Origin of the sequence: Streptomyces sp. NPDC060184 (assembly GCF_042728795.1) — a bacterium.
In the GTDB taxonomy this organism is placed as follows: Bacteria; Actinomycetota; Actinomycetes; order Streptomycetales; family Streptomycetaceae; genus Streptomyces.
This window is the reverse complement of record NZ_JBHWYX010000020.1, coordinates 40,312-57,960: the sequence shown is the minus strand read 5'-3', so window position 1 is coordinate 57,960 and position 17,649 is coordinate 40,312. Positions and strand designations below refer to the sequence as shown.

The 17,649-nt window shown below is 72.7% G+C and carries 13 protein-coding genes; 8 read left to right on the top strand and 5 right to left on the bottom strand.

The annotated features are described in order from the left end of the window. Nucleotides 1-70 precede the first annotated feature (70 nt). Nucleotides 71-3,472 (top strand): hypothetical protein, encoded by a 3,402-nt coding sequence (locus ACFWEE_RS15710; protein WP_386889463.1) that lies wholly within the window; start codon nt 71-73, stop codon nt 3,470-3,472. Nucleotides 3,473-3,550: 78 nt separating this feature from the next. On the opposite strand, the gene ACFWEE_RS15705 is transcribed toward ACFWEE_RS15710, so the two are convergent. Both ACFWEE_RS15705 and ACFWEE_RS15700 read right to left on the bottom strand, forming a co-directional pair. Continuing rightward, nucleotides 3,551-4,522: an acyl-ACP desaturase gene (locus tag ACFWEE_RS15705; protein WP_386889461.1), complete on the bottom strand. Its 972-nt coding sequence runs from the start codon at nt 4,520-4,522 to the stop codon at nt 3,551-3,553. 190 nt (nt 4,523-4,712) lie between these two features. Next, nucleotides 4,713-5,129: an SsgA family sporulation/cell division regulator gene (locus ACFWEE_RS15700; RefSeq protein WP_386889459.1), complete on the bottom strand. Its 417-nt coding sequence runs from the start codon at nt 5,127-5,129 to the stop codon at nt 4,713-4,715. Nucleotides 5,130-5,515: 386 nt separating this feature from the next. Between ACFWEE_RS15700 and ACFWEE_RS15695 the strand changes: the two genes are divergently transcribed. Continuing rightward, nucleotides 5,516-6,193 carry an endonuclease V gene (locus ACFWEE_RS15695; RefSeq protein ID WP_386889457.1) on the top strand — a complete coding sequence of 226 codons (678 nt, stop codon included), beginning with the start codon at nt 5,516-5,518 and terminating at the stop codon, nt 6,191-6,193. A 121-nt stretch (nt 6,194-6,314) separates the two neighbouring features. On the opposite strand, the gene ACFWEE_RS15690 is transcribed toward ACFWEE_RS15695, so the two are convergent. Next, complete coding sequence (locus tag ACFWEE_RS15690) at nt 6,315-7,496, bottom strand: saccharopine dehydrogenase family protein (RefSeq protein ID WP_386889456.1); 1,182 nt, start codon at nt 7,494-7,496, stop codon at nt 6,315-6,317. A gap of 249 nt (nt 7,497-7,745) precedes the next feature. Here ACFWEE_RS15690 and ACFWEE_RS15685 point away from each other — a divergent pair, with 249 nt between their 5' ends. From ACFWEE_RS15685 to ACFWEE_RS15670, 4 genes are all read left to right on the top strand, one after another. Next, nucleotides 7,746-8,939 (top strand): CaiB/BaiF CoA transferase family protein, encoded by a 1,194-nt coding sequence (locus ACFWEE_RS15685; protein WP_386889454.1) that lies wholly within the window; start codon nt 7,746-7,748, stop codon nt 8,937-8,939. Between the two features lie 46 nt (nt 8,940-8,985). Next, entirely contained in the window at nt 8,986-10,128 is a 1,143-nt protein-coding gene (locus ACFWEE_RS15680; RefSeq protein WP_386889452.1) for an acyl-CoA dehydrogenase family protein, read from the top strand. 78 nt (nt 10,129-10,206) lie between these two features. Continuing rightward, nucleotides 10,207-11,421: an acetyl-CoA C-acetyltransferase gene (locus ACFWEE_RS15675; RefSeq protein ID WP_386889451.1), complete on the top strand. Its 1,215-nt coding sequence runs from the start codon at nt 10,207-10,209 to the stop codon at nt 11,419-11,421. Between the two features lie 46 nt (nt 11,422-11,467). Further along, nucleotides 11,468-13,639: a 3-hydroxyacyl-CoA dehydrogenase NAD-binding domain-containing protein gene (locus tag ACFWEE_RS15670; protein WP_386889450.1), complete on the top strand. Its 2,172-nt coding sequence runs from the start codon at nt 11,468-11,470 to the stop codon at nt 13,637-13,639. Nucleotides 13,640-13,786: 147 nt separating this feature from the next. Here the strand turns inward: ACFWEE_RS15670 and ACFWEE_RS15665 are convergent, their stop codons facing one another. Beyond that, nucleotides 13,787-14,533: a MerR family transcriptional regulator gene (locus tag ACFWEE_RS15665; RefSeq protein WP_386889448.1), complete on the bottom strand. Its 747-nt coding sequence runs from the start codon at nt 14,531-14,533 to the stop codon at nt 13,787-13,789. Between the two features lie 284 nt (nt 14,534-14,817). Then, a complete protein-coding gene (locus ACFWEE_RS15660) occupies nt 14,818-15,300 on the bottom strand; it encodes a MarR family winged helix-turn-helix transcriptional regulator (protein WP_386889446.1) in 483 nt (160 codons plus the stop codon). Between the two features lie 142 nt (nt 15,301-15,442). Here ACFWEE_RS15660 and ACFWEE_RS15655 point away from each other — a divergent pair, with 142 nt between their 5' ends. Both ACFWEE_RS15655 and ACFWEE_RS15650 read left to right on the top strand, forming a co-directional pair. Continuing rightward, entirely contained in the window at nt 15,443-16,561 is a 1,119-nt protein-coding gene (locus ACFWEE_RS15655; protein ID WP_386889444.1) for an epoxide hydrolase family protein, read from the top strand. Between the two features lie 227 nt (nt 16,562-16,788). Further along, nucleotides 16,789-17,277: a macro domain-containing protein gene (locus ACFWEE_RS15650; RefSeq protein ID WP_386889443.1), complete on the top strand. Its 489-nt coding sequence runs from the start codon at nt 16,789-16,791 to the stop codon at nt 17,275-17,277. Nucleotides 17,278-17,649: the final 372 nt, after the last annotated feature.

The window sequence follows — 17,649 nt, the reverse complement described above, 5'->3', positions numbered from 1 at the left end:
AACCGCCCGGCCGCGTCACGGTCCGTAAAAGGATGGCGAGGAATCGGTGGGTGGGCGGCAGAATCCCCCCATGACCGAGACCCGTCCCCTCGTACTGGCCTGCACCCTGCTCGACCGTCTCGACCCGCTTCCGTACCCCGCCCGCATGAGGGAACTGGCACGCCGTGCGCGGAAGTTGGCCGACGCCGGTGTGCTGCGGCCGGTGCTGGAGGAGCTGGAGGACGGCGAACCGTACGAACGCGGCGTGGCCGTCCTCGCGGCGGCGGCAGGCGGCGACCGGGAATGGGTGGCCCGGCGCATCGCCGACGAGGACCCGTTCGTCCGTGGCCAGGCGCTGCGGGTGGCGGACGGGCTCGGCGTGCCCGACTCCGTGTTCGAGGAGGCGATGGCCGACGCGTCGGCCGCGGTACGCCTGCGCCTGATCCGGGCGGTCGTCGCGAGCCGCCGCACGGCCCTCGCCGACCGGCTGATCGTCTCCCTGCGCCGCACCTGGGGCGACGCCGAGGCGGCCCGGATGCTGCCCGGCTGTTCCCCGGAGACCGTGGCCGCACTGCTGCCCGGACTCTCCCACGCCGTCGCCTGCTGGTCCTCGCTCGGGCGCCGCCACCCCGGCGCCTACCTCGACCAGGCGGCCCACGAACTCGCCGCGCTCCCGGAGGACCGGCGCGAACCCGGATGGTGGTCGACCCCGCACGCGCGGGGCGTCGCGACGGCGGCCGACCGGCTGCCGCACCGCGTCCTCGACCTGCTGGAGACGTACCCGCCCGCCCGGCTCCCCCTCGTCCTCCGCCGCCACCTGGGTGCGCTCGTCGACGCCGACCCGGGACGCTTCGTACGCCTGTTCCTCGGTCCCGGCCGGACGGAGTTCCCCCGGCGCGGCGTCCTCAGCGGCGTCCTGCTGGGCCGCGTGGCCCGGTCCGCGCCCGAAGGGGAACTGGTCGCGCTCGGAAAGACGTTGAGGGACGACTCCGCCGCGCTCGCCCGGCTGACGCGCGCCCTGCCGCCCGCCCGGCGGGCCGCGTTCCACGCCTCCGTCACCGGCCGGGACGGCACCGGGACCACCGGCACACCCGTCGACGCCGCCGTGCTCGGCGCCCTGCCGCGCAACCGGGTCGCCGCGACCGCCCGGAACATGGCCGCGTGGGCCCGCGAGCACGGCGAACCCTGGGACACCGTCCTGCTCGCCGAGTCCTACCTGCCCGCCGAGGAAGTACGCGAACGCCTCCTCACCGCCACCCGGCGGCCGGTCGCCGAAGACCGCGCGACGGCCTGGAGCCTGCTGATCCGCAACGCCGGACGCTCCGGTGAACCCGCCACCGTCCACGCCGTACTCGACGACATGGGGCGGCTGCGCAACGAACAGGAACCCGTGCGGACCGCCGCGCTGCGCGCCCTCCTGGACACCCCGCCCGCCCTCTTCACGGCCGCCTCGGAGCCCCTGCTCGACCGGATCGCCACCGACGCCGTCGAAGCCCGGGACTCGTCCGCCGCCACCCGCTCCCTCCTCTCCTCCCTCGCGGTGGCCGTCCTGCGCGAGCACGCCGTCACCGGCCGCCGCGCGCTCGTCAGCTGGTCCCTGCGCACCCTCGTCCGGCTCTCCGGCACCACCGGCGCCGCCGACCTGGGACGCCTCGACCGCACCCTGCGCAAGGGGCAGGAACACCTGGTCTTCGAAGCGCTGCGGCCCTGGCTGGAGGCGGGGGCCGACAAGTCCGACTACGCGCTGGTGCTGGCACTCGCCCAGGCCGCAGGCCGCCGCGCCGAGGCCATGGACGAACTCCAGGAGCTGCTCCACCAGGCCGTCCGCTACGGCAACACCGCCACCGCCCGCGAGGCGATCACCCTGTGGCTGCGGCCGGTACGGCAGCGCGACGCGCGCGTCGCGCAGGTCCTGGAGCGGGACCCCTCCGCCATCGCACTCCCCGTCGTCCGGCGGATCGTCACCGCCCGCCGCACCGACCTGCTGGACCGGGTACTCGGCGCACCGGTGCCGCCCGGCAGGTTCGCCACCCGCGAGGCCGACCGCACGCTGCCGGTCCACCGCGAGGCCGTCCGCTGGGTGCCCCGGCAGCAGAAGGCCGCCCTGCGCGGACTGGAGAAGGCGGCGGGCGACAGGAAACTGCCGCTGGGGACCCGCGCGGGAGCCGTCGCCCGGCTGGCGGCGGTACCGGGCGCGGGTGCCGGAGCCCTGCGGAAGTGGGCCGGCTCCCCGGACGTCCTGCTGGCCGAGACCGCGCTCGCCGCCCTCGGCCGCACCGACCGCCCCGCCGAGGCGCTGGACGAACTGCTCGGCCACGTCGGCGGGGACAGGGCACGCGTCGCCGTCTTCGCCGCGAGCCGGGCCACACGCCACGTCCGTCCCTCGCGCCTCGCCGGAGTCCTTGCCGCGCGGACCGCGCCCGGCACCGGCAAGGTCACCGGCCGCAAGGAGATGGTGCGGCTCGCCGCCGTGCGGCTGCCGCTGGAACGCGCGGCCGAGGTGGTGGCCGGCGCCTACGGCGAAACCGGCCAGCACCCCGACGTACGGGCCGCGTGCGTGGCCTTCGCCGACGTGCTGCTCGGCAGCGAACGAATCTGGGAGATGCTGGCCGACGCGGCCCGGAGCGACACCCCGGTGCTGCGCGGGGCCGTGCTGCGCACCGTCCCCCGCTGGCTGCCGGAGCGGCACCGGGTCCGGTTCGCCCGGCTGGTCCAGGAGGTGAGCACCACCGGGGACCCCGAACTGGCCGCAGCCGCCCACCGCGTGCTGGCCCACTGGCTGCCCTGGGCCCACGGCGCGAGCGAGGTGCTGCTCGCCGCCGTCACCGACCTCGACACCCGGGGCGGCTGGACCGACGCGGCGGACGCGCTCGTCCACGCGGCGGCGGCGACCCCGGAGGCGGCCGACGCCCTGAACCGGACGCTCACCCTGCTGGCCACCGACGACACCGCGGACGACGCGGGCGCCGACCGCGACCGGCCGGGCCGCCAGCGCCTCGTCCACCTGGTGCGGGCGCTGTCCGGCGGGCACACGCACCCGACCGGGACGAAGCGCGCCGTGCTCGTCGGCGCGGCGGACCGCCTCGCCGCGCACCGCGACACCGTGCCGCAGGCCGCCGCCCTCCTGGTCCGGGCCGTCGACCCGTACGCCACCGAAGCCGACACCCTGCACACCGACCTCGTCCACCTCGCCGCCCTGCACGACGGCCGCCCCGCGCTGGCCGCCAGGACCGCCCGCACCCTCCTCGGCCACTTCGTCGCGGCGCGGCGGCACGGAGGCACGGACCCCGACGTCCTCCTCACGGTGGCGGGCCGGCTCACCGCGACCGGCGGCGACCCCGCGCAGGGGCTGCTCGCCGTCGCGCTCACGGTGGCCGGCGGCCGGAGCGCGGAGTGGACCGCGCCCTGGCGCACCCAGCTGCGGATGCTGCGCCAGCACCCCGCGGCGGACGTCCGGGACGCCGCGTACGAGGAGTGGACCGCGCCGGAGTGAGCCCCGGCGCGTGCGTACGGCGGCGAGCGGGGGTGGCAAGCGGGGGTGGCGGGCCGGGGAGCGGCCGGCGCGTGGGCCTCAGCGCCCTCGCGCCGCCATGCGGGCCTTGCGCGCCGCGAGCTTCTCGTCGAACTTCGACGCCTCGCTGTCCAGGCCGCCCATGTAGAGGCCGAGCTCCTCCTGCGCCTGGAGCCCTTCCGGGCCGAGCCCGTCGATGCTGAGGACCTTCAGGTAGCGCAGCACGGGCTGGATCACGTCGTCGTGGTGGATGCGCATGTTGTAGATCTCGCCGATCGCCATCTGCGCGGCGGCCCGTTCGAACCCGGGCATGCCGTGTCCGGGCATCCGGAAGTTGACGACCACGTCCCGGACGGCCTGCATGGTGAGGTCCGGGGCCAGCTCGAAGGCGGCGCCCAGGAGGTTCCGGTAGAACACCATGTGCAGGTTCTCGTCGGTGGCGATGCGCGCGAGCATCCGGTCGCAGACCGGGTCGCCCGACTGGTGGCCGGTGTTGCGGTGCGAGACGCGGGTGGCCAGCTCCTGGAAGGCGACGTACGCGACGGAGTGCAGCATCGAGTGCCGGTTGTCGGACTCGAACCCCTCCGCCATGTGCGCCATGCGGAACTGCTCCAGCTTGTCCGGGTCGACCGCGCGCGAGGTCAGCAGGTAGTCGCGCATCACGATGCCGTGCCGGCCCTCCTCGGCCGTCCAGCGGTGCACCCAGGTGCCCCAGGCGCCGTCGCGGCCGAAGAGCGAGGCGATCTCGTGGTGGTAGCTGGGGAGGTTGTCCTCGGTCAGCAGGTTGACCACGAGAGCGATCTTGCCGATGTCCGTGACCTTGGACTGGTCGGGGGCCCACGCCTCGCCGTCGTCGAAGACGCCCGGGAAGTTCCGGCCGTCGGAGAACGGGACGTACTCGTGGGGCATCCAGTCCTTGGCGACCTTGAGATGCCGGTTGAGTTCCTTCTCCACCACCTCTTCCAGCGCGTACAGCAGCTGGGCGTCCGTCCACGCCTTCGAACTGCCGAGGTGGGGAGAGGTGATCGTCACGGGTGCTCCTGGGGACGGGAGATTTACCTACGGCCTCGTAGGTTACGTGTCCGTAGGTTAAGCGTAGGTAAGCCCTCCGCCAAGCCTGACCGGTGCCGGGGCCGCTCCCGGGGGTCTTCCGGGCGGGCTCCGGAGCAGGCCGCGCGGGGCCGGGGAGCACCATGACGGGACAGGTCGGGCCGCACCCCGCTCAGTGGCTGTCGCCCAGGAACTCCGCCAGCTCCCGGTCGAGGTCCAGGAACCGGTGCTCGTCGCCCGCGGGCACCAACTCCTGCGCACGCCTGAGGAATCGGCGCAGCTCCGAGGTGCGGACGTGCACCATCGCGACGCCCTCGGCGGCATGGAACTCGAGCGCGGTCCGTTCCTGGCCGAAGGGCCGCACCCGTACGTCCCCGAGACCGGCGGGTGCGTCCACGCCTCGGGCCAGCAGCTCCCGGGAGAACTCCCACGAGACGTCCGTGCCCTCCAGCGTGGCCCTGGCCGGGAACGCGATCCGGACCGCGAACGGTTGGGCGCGGTCGTACCGCAAGGTGGCGGCCAGCGTCGCCGTCCGCGGAACGGACGCGACCATGCGGGCCTGTACGGGCTGCTCGATAAGGCTGGACAAGACCTGCTCCCTCGCACGGCTGGACGAACGGACTCCGGAACTGGAGTAGACGACGGAACACCGCGATCCGTGCACCGACCCGGGGCGTGAGCTCCGTCACCGCCGAAACCCCCGGGCCTGATCATCTGCCCCGGAAGCGCCCGTCCATCCCGTTCATCCCGACCAGCCCGTCCAGCCCGTGCGTCCCGTCCCTTCCGCGTGTCCCGCCGTCCCGCCCGGCCAACAGGACAGGGCCCGCGAACCTCCCATCGGCGGAGAGTCGTGACATCGCGGTACGCCTCGGGCGGAAAGCCTCCGGCGGCCACTCCGGCGCCCCTGGGCCGTGTCCGCCCCCGCGCGCCGGGCGGGCGGCGCGCAGGGGCGGACGCGGTCTAAGCTCGGCCGTCATGACGACGTTCGCCGTACCCGCCGACGCCGCCGAGGCGCGGGCCGTCCAGGACAGCCTGCGCGACCGGGTGGTGACCGAGGACTCCGGACCGGCCCCCGGCTCGGGCCACGTCACCGGGGTGGACGTCGCCTACGACGACGAACGGGACCTCGTCGTCGCGGCGGCCGTGGTGCTGGACGCCGCGACGCTCGACGTGGTCGCCGAGACCACCGCCGTGGGCCGGGTCACCTTCCCGTACGTTCCCGGGCTGCTGGCCTTCCGGGAGATACCCACGGTGCTCGCCGCGCTGGAGTCGCTCACGGCCGACCCGGGCCTCGTCGTCTGCGACGGGTACGGGCTGGCCCACCCCCGGCGCTTCGGACTCGCCAGCCATCTCGGGGTACTGACCGGACTCCCCGTCATCGGCGTCGCCAAGAACCCCTTCACCTTCGCGTACGAACCGCCCGGCCCGAAGCGCGGCGACTCCTCCCCGCTGCTGGACGGTACGGAGGAGGTCGGCCGGGCCCTGCGCACCCGGGACGGCACCAAGCCGGTCTTCGTCTCCGTCGGCCACCGCACCACGCTGGACACCGCCTGCGCCCACACCCTGGCGCTGACCCGGGAGTTCCGCCAGCCCGAGACCACCCGCAGGGCCGACGCGCTCTGCCGGCGCGCACTGCGGGAAGCGGCGGGCTGACGGGGGCGCTCCCCGGCGCCCTCCCGGGTGCTCGGACTCCCGGCGCTCTTCCGGGTGTTCGGATTCCCGGCGTTCTTCCGGGCGCTCGGTGCCGGGCTCGAGCGGGAGCCCCGGGCACGCTTCAGCGCCGGGCCGCCACCCGGAAGCCCAGCCCCGAGGCCCGCAGTCGTTCCAGCAGGGCATCGCCCATGGCCACCGCCGTCGTCACCTGGCCCGAGGTCTCCGGCAGATCGTCCAGGGCGAGGCAGAGGGCGGCCTCGCCCAGCATCCGTGCCGTCTCGTCGTACCCCGGGTCGCCGCCGGAGACCTCGGTGAAGACCCGCCGGCCGCCCCCCTCCCCGATGAACCGCACGGTGAAACTGCTCCGCCCGCGGCGCTCTTCGTCCGGCCCCTCGCCCGACTGGTAACGATCAGTCATCCATGCACGCACAAAAGGCAGTTGGGATGCCGCGACCAGGGTCATCAGCCCCGCCGTGCCACCCAGTGCGACGGGCAGGTGCTTCACCGAGGCGAAGTGGCGATAGCGGAAGTCGGGGCCGTAGCGCTCCAGCGCACGCGCCGAACGGCCCACGATCTGCGGGTCCACGGTCGGCAGCGGCAGGGCCCAGGTCCCGGTCTCCCCGCTGAAGTGCGGGGTCCCCAGCGGGGTCCGGACACGGCGGCCGGTGAGCCGGGGCTCGCGCTCCCTGCGTTCCCGGGCGGCGGCCAGCATCTGCCGTCCCCGGCCCATCGCGTTCACCGCCGAGGCGAACGTACCGCCGGAGAACACCGCGTGGGCGCGGACGAAGGCGTCGACCGTCAGCGGCACGCCCTCGGGCAGCTGCCGGACGGTGAAGTACGCGCCGAGGTCGTGGGGCACCGAGTCGAAGCCGCACGCGTGCACCAGGCGCGCCCCGGTCTCCCGGGCGGGCCCGTCGTGGTCGAGCCAGGTCCGGTCGATGAACTCGGCCTCGCCGGTGAGGTCCAGGTAGTCCGTACCTGCCCGGGCGCAGGCCGCGACGAGTGTGTTCCCGTGACGGAGGAACGGGCCGACCGTGGTGGCCACCACGTTCGCGGACAGGGCGAGTTCACGCAGCGCGGTGGGGTCGTCGGCGTCCGCCACGAGCAGGGCGGGCTCCGGTCCCTTCGCGATGAGCCCCGCGCGCAGCCGCTCCAGCTTCTCGCGGCTGCGCCCGGCCAGCGCCCAGCGCAGCCCCTCGGGGGCGTGGGCCGCGAGATGCGCGGCGGTCAGCGTGCCGACGAAGCCGGTGGCGCCGTACAGGACGACGTCGTAGGGGCGTGTCGATCCGTGGTGCCTCTTCATGTGCGCCTCCGCTGGGGTCGGCTCCGGGTGCGTGGCAGCCGAGGGTAGACCCGTGGCCGGGGGGAGGTGAACCACTCCGGCGGCGGGTCGGCGGATGACGCGTGGCACTCGGGGCGGAACGGTGGGTGACGGTGCACCATGGGAGGTGAGGAAACTAAGCGGTCGCTCGGCCAAAAGCCTTGTGCGGAGCGGCGGTCATTCTTAGCATCGTCGATGTTACATCGGTTGTGTCACACCGCTGGGGGCTTGATGGCTGTGTCGGGGAACGGCCCCCTCTCCGGAGTGCGCGTGGTCGAACTGGCGGGCATCGGCCCCGGCCCGTTCGCCGCGATGCTCCTGGCCGACCTCGGCGCCGACGTGGTCCGGGTGGAGCGGCCCGGCGGGGCGGTGCTCGGCATCGACCCGGCCCGCGACCTGACCAACCGCAACAAGCGCTCCGTCCTGCTCGACCTCAAGACGGAAGCGGGCGCCTCGGCCGTCCTCGCCCTCGCCCGACGCGCCGACATCCTCATCGAGGGGTACCGCCCGGGGGTCGCCGAACGGCTCGGAGTCGGACCCGACGCCTGCCTCGGCCGCAACCCCCGGCTCGTCTACGGGCGGATGACCGGCTGGGGCCAGGAGGGCCCGCTCGCCCAGCGCGCCGGACACGACGTCTCCTACCTCGCGCCGACCGGCACCCTCTCCATGATCGGCCGCCCCGGCGAGCCCCCGGCCGTCCCGGCCAATTTGCTCGGCGACTACGCGGGCGGCTCCCTCTACCTCGTGGTCGGCGTGCTCGCCGCCCTCCAGCACGCCCGTACCCCCGGCGGGAGCGGTCAGGTCGTGGACGCCGCGATCGTCGACGGCGCCGCCCACCTCGCCACCATGATCCACGGCATGCTGGCGGCCGGGGCCTGGCAGGACCGGCGCGGCTCCAACCTTCTCGACGGCGGCTGCCCCTTCTACGGCACGTACGCGACGTCCGACGGCGAGGCCATGGCGGTCGGGCCGCTGGAACAGCGGTTCTACGACGAGTTCACGGCGCTCCTCGGCATCGCCGAAGAACTGCCCGACCGCGCGGACCTCGCCCGCTGGGCGGAGCTGCGCACCGCGGTCGCGGACCGGTTCCGCAGCCGTACCCGCGCCGAGTGGACCGAGGTGTTCGAGGGCACCGACGCCTGCGTCGCCCCGGTCCTCTCCCTGCGCGAGGCCCCCGGCCACCCGCATCTCGCCGCCCGCGCCACCTTCGTGGAGCATGCCGGGATCACCCAGCCCGCCCCCGCCCCACGCTTCTCCGCCACCCCCACCGCCGTACGCACCGCCCCCGCCCTGCCCGGCAGCGGCGCCGCGTCGGTGGCGGCGGAGTGGGGCGTGCCGGAACTGCTCGGCGGCGGCGGCGTCGGCGACGGGGACGGGGGCGCGCCGGCGCCGTTCGGTCGGCCGCCGGAGGAGGCTTCCGGATGAGGGCGGGACCGGTGCACACCATCCGACACCCATTCCAGGAGGCCCGGTGAAACGCCAGCTCTTCGCCGCCGAACACGACGTGTTCCGCGAGACCGTCCGCACCTTCCTCGCCAAGGAGGTGCTTCCGCACTACGAGCAGTGGGAGAAGGACGGCATCGTCTCCCGCGAGGCGTGGCGCGCGGCGGGCCGACAGGGGCTGCTCGGCCTCGCCGTCCCCGAGGAGTTCGGCGGGGGCGGCAACGACGACTTCCGCTACAGCGCCGTACTCGCCGAGGAGTTCACCCGGGCGGGGGTCAGCGGCCTCGCGCTCGGCCTGCACAACGACATAGTCGGGCCCTACCTCACCGGCCTCTCCACCCCCGAGCAGAAGCGGCGCTGGCTCCCGGGCTTCTGCTCCGGCGAGACCATCACCGCCATCGCCATGACCGAACCCGGGGCCGGCTCCGACCTCCAGGGCATCCGGACGACCGCCGAGGACCGGGGCGACCACTGGCTCCTCAACGGGTCCAAGACGTTCATCTCCAACGGCATCCTCGCCGACCTGGTGGTCGTCGTCGCCCGTACGTCACCGGAAGGCGGGGCCAAGGGGCTCTCGCTCCTCGTGGTCGAACGCGGCGCGGCGGGCTTCGAACGCGGACGCAACCTCGACAAGATCGGCCAGAAGTCCCAGGACACCGCCGAACTCTTCTTTCACGACGTCCGGGTCCCCAAGGAGAACCTTCTCGGCGAACTCCACGGCGGATTCCTTCACCTGATGACCAATCTGGCGCAGGAGCGGATGGGGATCGCGGTCGCCGGCATCGCCGCCGCCGAACACCTGCTGGAGATCACCACCCGGTACGTCAAGGAGCGCGAGGCGTTCGGCCGGCCGCTCGCGAGGCTCCAGCACGTCCGGTTCGAGATCGCCGAGATGGCCACCGAGTGCGCCGTCACCCGCACCTTCCTCGACCGGTGCATCGCCGAGCACGCGGAGGGCACGCTCGACGCGGTGCACGCCTCGATGGCCAAGTGGTGGGCGACCGAACTCCAGAAGCGGGTGGCCGACCGCTGCCTCCAACTGCACGGCGGATATGGCTACATGGCCGAGTTCCCGGTCGCCAGGGCCTTCACGGACGGACGCATCCAGACGATCTACGGCGGGACGACCGAGATCATGAAGGAGATCATCGGCCGCTCCCTGCTCTCCTGAGCGCCCCACGCGTCCCCGCCGGCGCCGCACGCCCGTCCGTCGCACACCCGAAATCCCGCCCTCCGAAAGGCTGTTGTCTTGAGTACCGAAGCGTTCGTCTACGACGCGATCCGCACCCCGCGCGGTCGCGGCAAGGCCAATGGGGCCCTGCACGGAACCAAGCCGATCGACCTGGTCGTCGGCCTCATCCACGAGATCCGCGCCCGCTTCCCCGGCCTGGACCCGGCGGCCGTCGACGACATCGTCCTCGGTGTCGTCAGCCCGCTCGGCGACCAGGGGTCCGACATCGCGCGGATCGCGGCCATCGCGGCGGGACTCCCGGACTCCGTCGCCGGCGTCCAGGAGAACCGCTTCTGTGCCTCCGGCCTCGAAGCCGTCAACCTCGCTGCCGCGAAGGTCCGTTCGGGGTGGGAGGACCTGGTCCTCGCCGGTGGCGTCGAGTCCATGTCGCGCGTCCCCATGGGCTCGGACGGCGGCGCCTGGGCGATGGACCCGATGACCAGCTTCGAGACCGGCTTCGCCCCGCAGGGCATCGGCGCCGACCTCATCGCCACCGTCGAGGGCTTCTCCCGCCGCGACGTCGACGAGTACGCCGCCCTCTCCCAGGAGCGCGCCGCCGAGGCGTGGAAGGAGGGCCGCTTCGCCCGTTCGGTGGTCCCCGTCAAGGACCGCAACGGCCTCGTCGTCCTCGACCACGACGAGCACATGCGCCCCGGCACCACCGCCGACTCGCTCGCCGCCCTCAAGCCCTCCTTCGCCACCATCGGCGAGATGGGCGGCTTCGACGCGGTGGCCCTGCAGAAGTACCACTGGGTCGAGAAGATCGACCACGTCCACCACGCGGGCAACTCCTCCGGGATCGTGGACGGCGCCGCGCTCGTCGCGATCGGCTCGAAGGAGGTCGGCGAGCGCTACGGCCTCACCCCGCGCGCCCGGATCGTCTCCGCCGCCGTCTCCGGCTCCGAGCCCACCATCATGCTGACCGGCCCCGCCCCCGCCTCCCGCAAGGCGCTCGCCAAGGCCGGGCTGACCATCGACGACATCGACCTGATCGAGATCAACGAGGCCTTCGCCGGAGTGGTGCTCCGCTTCGTCCGGGACATGGGCATCGGCCTCGACAAGGTCAACGTCAACGGCGGAGCCATCGCGCTCGGCCACCCCCTCGGCGCCACCGGCGCGATGATCCTCGGCACCGTCGTCGACGAACTCGAACGGCGCGACCTGCGGTACGGGCTCGTCACCCTCTGCGTGGGCGGCGGCATGGGCGTCGCCACCGTCGTCGAACGCGTCTGACCGGCCCCGCCCTCCCGCCACGCCCGCTGCCTACGGAGAAGAACCCATGACCGAGAGCACCACCATCCGCTGGGAAGAGGACGGGACCGGCGTCGTCACCCTCGTCCTCGACGACCCGAACCAGTCCGCCAACACGATGAACCAGGCCTTCACCCGGTCCCTCGCGGCGATCGCCGACCGCGCCGAGGCCGAGAAGGAGAACATCCGCGGCATCGTCGTCACCTCCGCGAAGAAGACCTTCTTCGCCGGGGGAGACCTCAAGGAGATGATCCACGCCCGGCCCGAGGACGCGAAGGACGTCTTCGACACCGGGATGGCCATCAAGCGCTCCCTGCGCCGCATCGAGACCCTCGGCATCCCCGTGGTCGCCGCCATCAACGGCGCTGCCCTGGGCGGCGGTTACGAGATCGCCCTCGCCTGCCACCACCGGATCGCGCTGGACGCGCCCGGCTCCCGCATCGGCCTCCCCGAGGTCACCCTCGGGCTGCTCCCGGCGGGCGGCGGCGTCACCCGTACCGTACGCCTCATGGGCATCGCCGACGCATTGCTCAAGGTGCTGCTCCAGGGCACCCAGTACACCCCGGCCCGCGCCCTGGAGAACGGCCTCGTCCACGAAGTGGCCGCCACCCGCGAGGAGATGCTGGACCGGGCCCGCGCCTTCATCGACGCGCACCCCGAGTCCCAGCAGCCCTGGGACGTGAAGGGGTACCGGATTCCGGGCGGCACCCCGTCCAACCCCCGGTTCGCCGCCAACCTCCCGGCCTTCCCCGCCAACCTCAAGAAGCAGTTCGCCGGGGCGCCGATGCCCGCACCCCGCAACATCCTGGCGGCGGCCGTCGAGGGCTCGCAGGTCGACTTCGAGACCGCGCAGACCATCGAGGCCCGCTACTTCACCGAACTGGTCACCGGCCAGGTCGCCAAGAACATGATCCAGGCGTTCTTCTTCGACCTCCAGGCCGTCAACTCCGGCGCCAGCCGCCCCGAGGGCGTCGAGCGCCGCACCGTCCGCAAGGTCGCCGTGCTCGGCGCCGGAATGATGGGCGCCGGCATCGCGTACTCCTGCGCCCGGGCCGGTATCGAGGTCGTCCTCAAGGACGTCACCACCGAGGCCGCCGCGAAGGGCAAGGCCTACAGCGAGAAACTGCTGGCCAAGGCGGTCTCCCGGGGACGCACCACCGAGGCCGCCCGCGACGAGCTGCTCGCCCGCATCACCCCGACCGGCGACCCCGCCGACCTCGCCGGATGCGACGCCGTCATCGAGGCGGTCTTCGAGGACACCTCCCTCAAGCACAAGGTGTTCCAGGAGATCCAGGACATCGTCGCCCCCGACGCGCTGCTCTGCTCCAACACCTCCACCCTGCCCATCACCGTCCTCGCCGAAGGCGTCACCCGCCCCGCCGACTTCATCGGGCTGCACTTCTTCTCCCCGGTCGACAAGATGCCGCTGGTCGAGATCATCAAGGGCGGGGCCACCGGCGACGAGGCCCTGGCCCGCGCCTTCGACCTGGTCCGCCAGATCAGGAAGACCCCGATCGTGGTCAACGACTCGCGCGGCTTCTTCACCTCCCGCGTCATCGGCCACTTCATCAACGAGGGCGTCGCGATGGTCGGCGAGGGCATCGAGCCCTCCTCCGTCGAGCAGGCAGCCGCCCAGGCCGGTTACCCCGCCAAGGTCCTCTCCCTGATGGACGAGCTGACGCTCACGCTGCCCCGCAAGATCCGCAACGAGACCCGGCGCGCCGTCGAGGAGTCCGGCGGCACCTGGACCCCGCACCCCTCGGACGCGGTCGTGGACCGGATGGTCGAGGAGTTCGAACGGCCCGGCCGCAGCGGTGGCGCGGGGTTCTACGAGTACGACGAGTCCGGCCGCCGAGGCGCCCTCTGGCCGGGCCTGCGCGAGCACTTCGGCAAGCCGGGTGCCGCGATCCCGTTCGAGGACATGAAGGAGCGGATGCTCTTCTCCGAAGCCCTGGACAGCGTCCGGTGCCTGGACGAGAACGTCCTCGTCTCCGTCGCCGACGCCAACATCGGCTCCATCATGGGCATCGGCTTCCCGCCGTGGACCGGCGGCGTCCTCCAGTACGTCAACGGGTACGAGGGCGGCCTGCCCGGCTTCGTGGCCCGCGCCCGGGAGCTCGCCGAACGCTACGGAGACCGCTTCCTGCCGCCCGCCCGGCTGGTGGAGATGGCCGAACGGGGCGAGACCTTCCACGACTGAAGCGTGCTGCGGAAGTCCCGCCTGTCCGGCCCTCCGGGCTGACGGGGCCACTTTCGGCACACGTCCTGGTCCGCCGCCCCCGGACGGTGGTCCGCCCCTCGGCGGGCCACCGTCCGGGCGTACGGTGCGCCACGTTCCGGCGTCACGTCAGGGCGCCTGGAACGCGGCGCGCAGCTCGGCCGTCAGCGACCTCTGGAACGCGGTCACCAGCGCCTGCATCACCAGCGGCTGCATGTGCGCCGAGAGCGACTTCATCGCGGCCACGTGCTCCGGGTCCGCCTCGCGCTCACGGTACGGGCTCCACACCTCGTCCCGGAAGAGCCGGGTCAACTCGGCCGCCGCCGACCGGGTGTGCTCCAGCAGGACCGTACGCGCCCGGAGGATCGTCTCGTGCGCGATCGGCACGTCCAGCAGCTCCACCCCCAGCCGGAGCAGCCCCGGATCGACCCGGTGGACCTTCCCGGGCGAGGCCCAGCCCCCCTCGGGCCCGTCCAGCAGCACGCCCATCGCCGCCAGCCGGTCGAGATCCTCCCCGGTGAGCGGCCTGCCCGCCCGCCGCTCCAGCTCCGCCCCGGTCATCTCCTCGACCACGTCCGGCGCCCAGGACGCCACCAGCGCCCGGTGGATCGCCAGATCGTGGGCGCTGAGATCCTCCGGCAACTGCTCCAGATACCGCTCGATCGCGGCCAGCGTCATGCCCTGGCGCTGGAGCTCCTCGATCAGCGCCAGCCGCGACAGATGGCCGTGCCCGTAGTGCCCGACCCGGCGCGGTCCGATCACGGGAGGCGGCAACAGCCCCCGGGTGCTGTAGAAACGCACGGTGCGCACGGTCACCCCGGCGCGGGCCGCCAATTCGTCGACGGTGAGGGTCGGCTCCTCGGGCGCGGTCGCCATGTCTGCTCCTCGGTGCCCGGAGATGGCCGGATCGGTCCCGATCGCCCCGGTCCGGCGATCGCGTGCAACAGTATTGCTGTCTCACCACCGTGGTGAAACCCTCACCGGGCCCACGGAACCGGGGGCCTCGGCCGCCGTGACCGTGCGCGACCGGTTGCGGGACCGATCGGGTCACGTCGCGTTGCGGACGGGTGGTCGGCGTACGGCTCGAACGGGGTACGGACGAAGGTGCGCAGCGACGCGTACGCGCACCGCCGTGAACCGGATGAGGCGGCGCGGTCTGTTCACATGTTCCGGCCGTGGTGATCCACGAGTGCAGTGAGGAGCCGGGTCAACTCCTCGCGTTCCGGCGGGGTCAGTGGCGCGAGCACCGCGTTCTCCGTCTCGGTGAGCAGCTTGTCCAGCTTCAGCAGGTGCCGGTGCCCCTGCTTCGTGACGGAGATGATGTTCTGCCGGCGATCGGCGGGATTGGCCGCGCGTTCCACCAGTCCGCGATCGGCCAGTTCGTTGATCACCGTGACCATGTCGCTGCGGTAGATCCCCGTGCGGCGACTCAGCTCCGCCTGGCTGGCGGGTCCGAACTCGTCCAGCGTGGCGAGCGCCGCGTAATGCCACTTGCGGGCGCCCGCGCGTGTCAGCTCCTCGTTCACCAGGCGATCCGAGTGGATCGCGGCCAGCGACAGAAGACGGGTCCCCAGATTCCGCAGCCGCGTGGCGGTGACCAGGCGGTCGGTCTCACTCGCCGTGTCGGGCGTTCCGTTGTTCATGTGGTGATCCTACGTTGCGTTAGTCCCACTAACGAACTATCGTCATCGACGAGAGAAACGTTAGTGTGGCGAACGATTCGGCGAGGCGGAACGATGTCGTCCGAACGTTCGAACGTCGAATGCAGCTCGTGGAGTTGAGACCATGATCAAGCCGTTCCGCATCGACATCCCCCAGGCCGACCTCGACGACCTGAACGACCGGCTCTCCCGCACCCGTTGGCCCAACGAGGTCACCGACGCCGGGTGGGACTACGGCTTCCCGCTGGCGAGGCTCAGGGAACTGGCCGAATACTGGCGCACCGGCTACGACTGGCGCGAGCACGAGGAGGAGCTCAACGAGCTTCCGCACTTCACCACCGAGATCGACGGCCAGAACATCCACTTCGTCCACGTCCGGTCTTCGACGCCCGACGCGCTCGCGCTGATCCTCACCCATGGCTGGCCCGGTTCGTTCCTCGAGTTCCTCGACGTGATCGAACCGCTGTCACACGACTTCCACCTGGTGATTCCGTCCATCCCGGGGTACGGCTTCTCCGGTCCGACCCACGAACGTGGCTGGGACACGGTCCGGATCGCGCGGGCCTGGGCCGAACTCATGCGCCGGCTCGGGTACGAGCGCTACGGCGCGCAGGGCGGCGACTTCGGCTCGGGCATCTCGACGGCGCTCGGCGCGGTGGCACCCGAACGGGTCGTCGGGGTTCACGTCAACTACCTGCCGACCCGACCGGTGCCGGACGCCGGCATCGAACTGTCCGAGACGGACGAGGCGCGGCTGGACAGGATCCGGCAGCTGATGGCGAACCGTCCGCCGTACCAGGCCCTGCAGGCCACGACCCCGCAGACCATCGGATACGCGCTGACCGACTCGCCGGTCGGGCAGTTGGCCTGGATCGCCGAGCGCTTCGCGCAGTGGACGGACCCCCGCTCGCCGATCAGTGACGAGCGGATGCTCACCGACATCTCGCTGTACTGGCTGACTGCCACCGCGGCTTCCTCGGCGCGGCTGCACCGCGACGCTCCGCGGCGCGTCGACCCGTGCCCGGTACCGGTGGGCGTGGCGGTGTTCGCGCACGACATCACGCAGTCGGTGCGACCGCTGGCCGAGCGGCTGTACGACATCAGGCACTGGTCGGAGTTCGAGCGCGGCGGCCACTTCGCCGCGATGGAGGTGCCGGAGCTGCTCGCCGGGGACGTCCGGGACTTCTTCCTCACCCGCGTCACGCACGACCACCGGGCCGCCACCCCTCCAGGTCTCGTCTGACGAGCCCTGGAGGGGTGGCGGGCGGTTGTCCAGCCCGCCGCGCCCGGCGAGCGGCGTCCCGGCCGGCCAAGCTCCACCTGCTCGCCGCACTGGGCCTGAAGCGTTTCCCGTCGACGGACCGCCAGGATTCCGCACCGGCACCGGCACCGGCACCGGCGAAGCGCGAAGGCTGAACCGTGCGGACGCGGCCGGGGTGCTTGTCAGTGGCCGCCCCTACGGTGGGTGACATGTCGGGGATTACGTACCTCAAGGGCGACGCCACCGCTCCTCAGGCCCAGGGCGTCCAGCTGATCGTGCACGTCTGCAACGACCGGGGTGGCTGGGGCAAGGGCTTCGTCCTGGCCCTCTCGCGCCGCTGGCCGGAGCCCGAGGCCGCCTACCGCCGCTGGTACCGCGAACGCGCGGGGAACGACTTCGGCCTGGGCGCCGTCCAGTTCGTACGGGTGGGCCCCCTCCTGTGGGTGGCCAACCTGGTGGGCCAGCGGGGGATACGCAGAGGAAGCGGCAGTGCGCCCGTGCGGTACGAGGCGATCGACGCGGGCCTGGAGACGGTGGCCGAACGCGCCGTCGAGCTGGGGCGTGCCGTAGGCGCGTCGGTCCACATGCCGAGGATCGGCTGCGGTCTCGCGGGCGGCCACTGGTCCCGGATCGAACCGCTCATAGAGCAGAGGCTGGTGAGCCGCGGCGTTCCGGTGACGGTGTACGACCTCGGGTGAGCGACGGGCGGTTCGCGTCGTGACTCCGTCGCTCAGAGCTCGACTCCGCCGCCCGGAACAGCGACTCCCGGCCCGCGCAGGCCTCCTGTCCGCTGTCCGGCTGAGGCGAGACCGTGCTCGGCACCGGTTAACCTGCTGCGCACCGCGGGCCCCGTCCGAAGAACCGGCCCGAGAAACTGGTCCATGTCATTCCCCGTGCCCAGGCCGCCGGTCTGGTCGCCCGTGTCAAGCGGGGCAAGACGTGGAACGCCCTGTACCTGTGGTTTCCCGGCGGCAGGAGGCCGACCCGGCTGAACGTCTCCTACCACTCGCGGGACGAGCTGGAGAGATTTCTGAGCGACTTCCCCGAGGAAGCCGCGCGCGGGTAGGCGG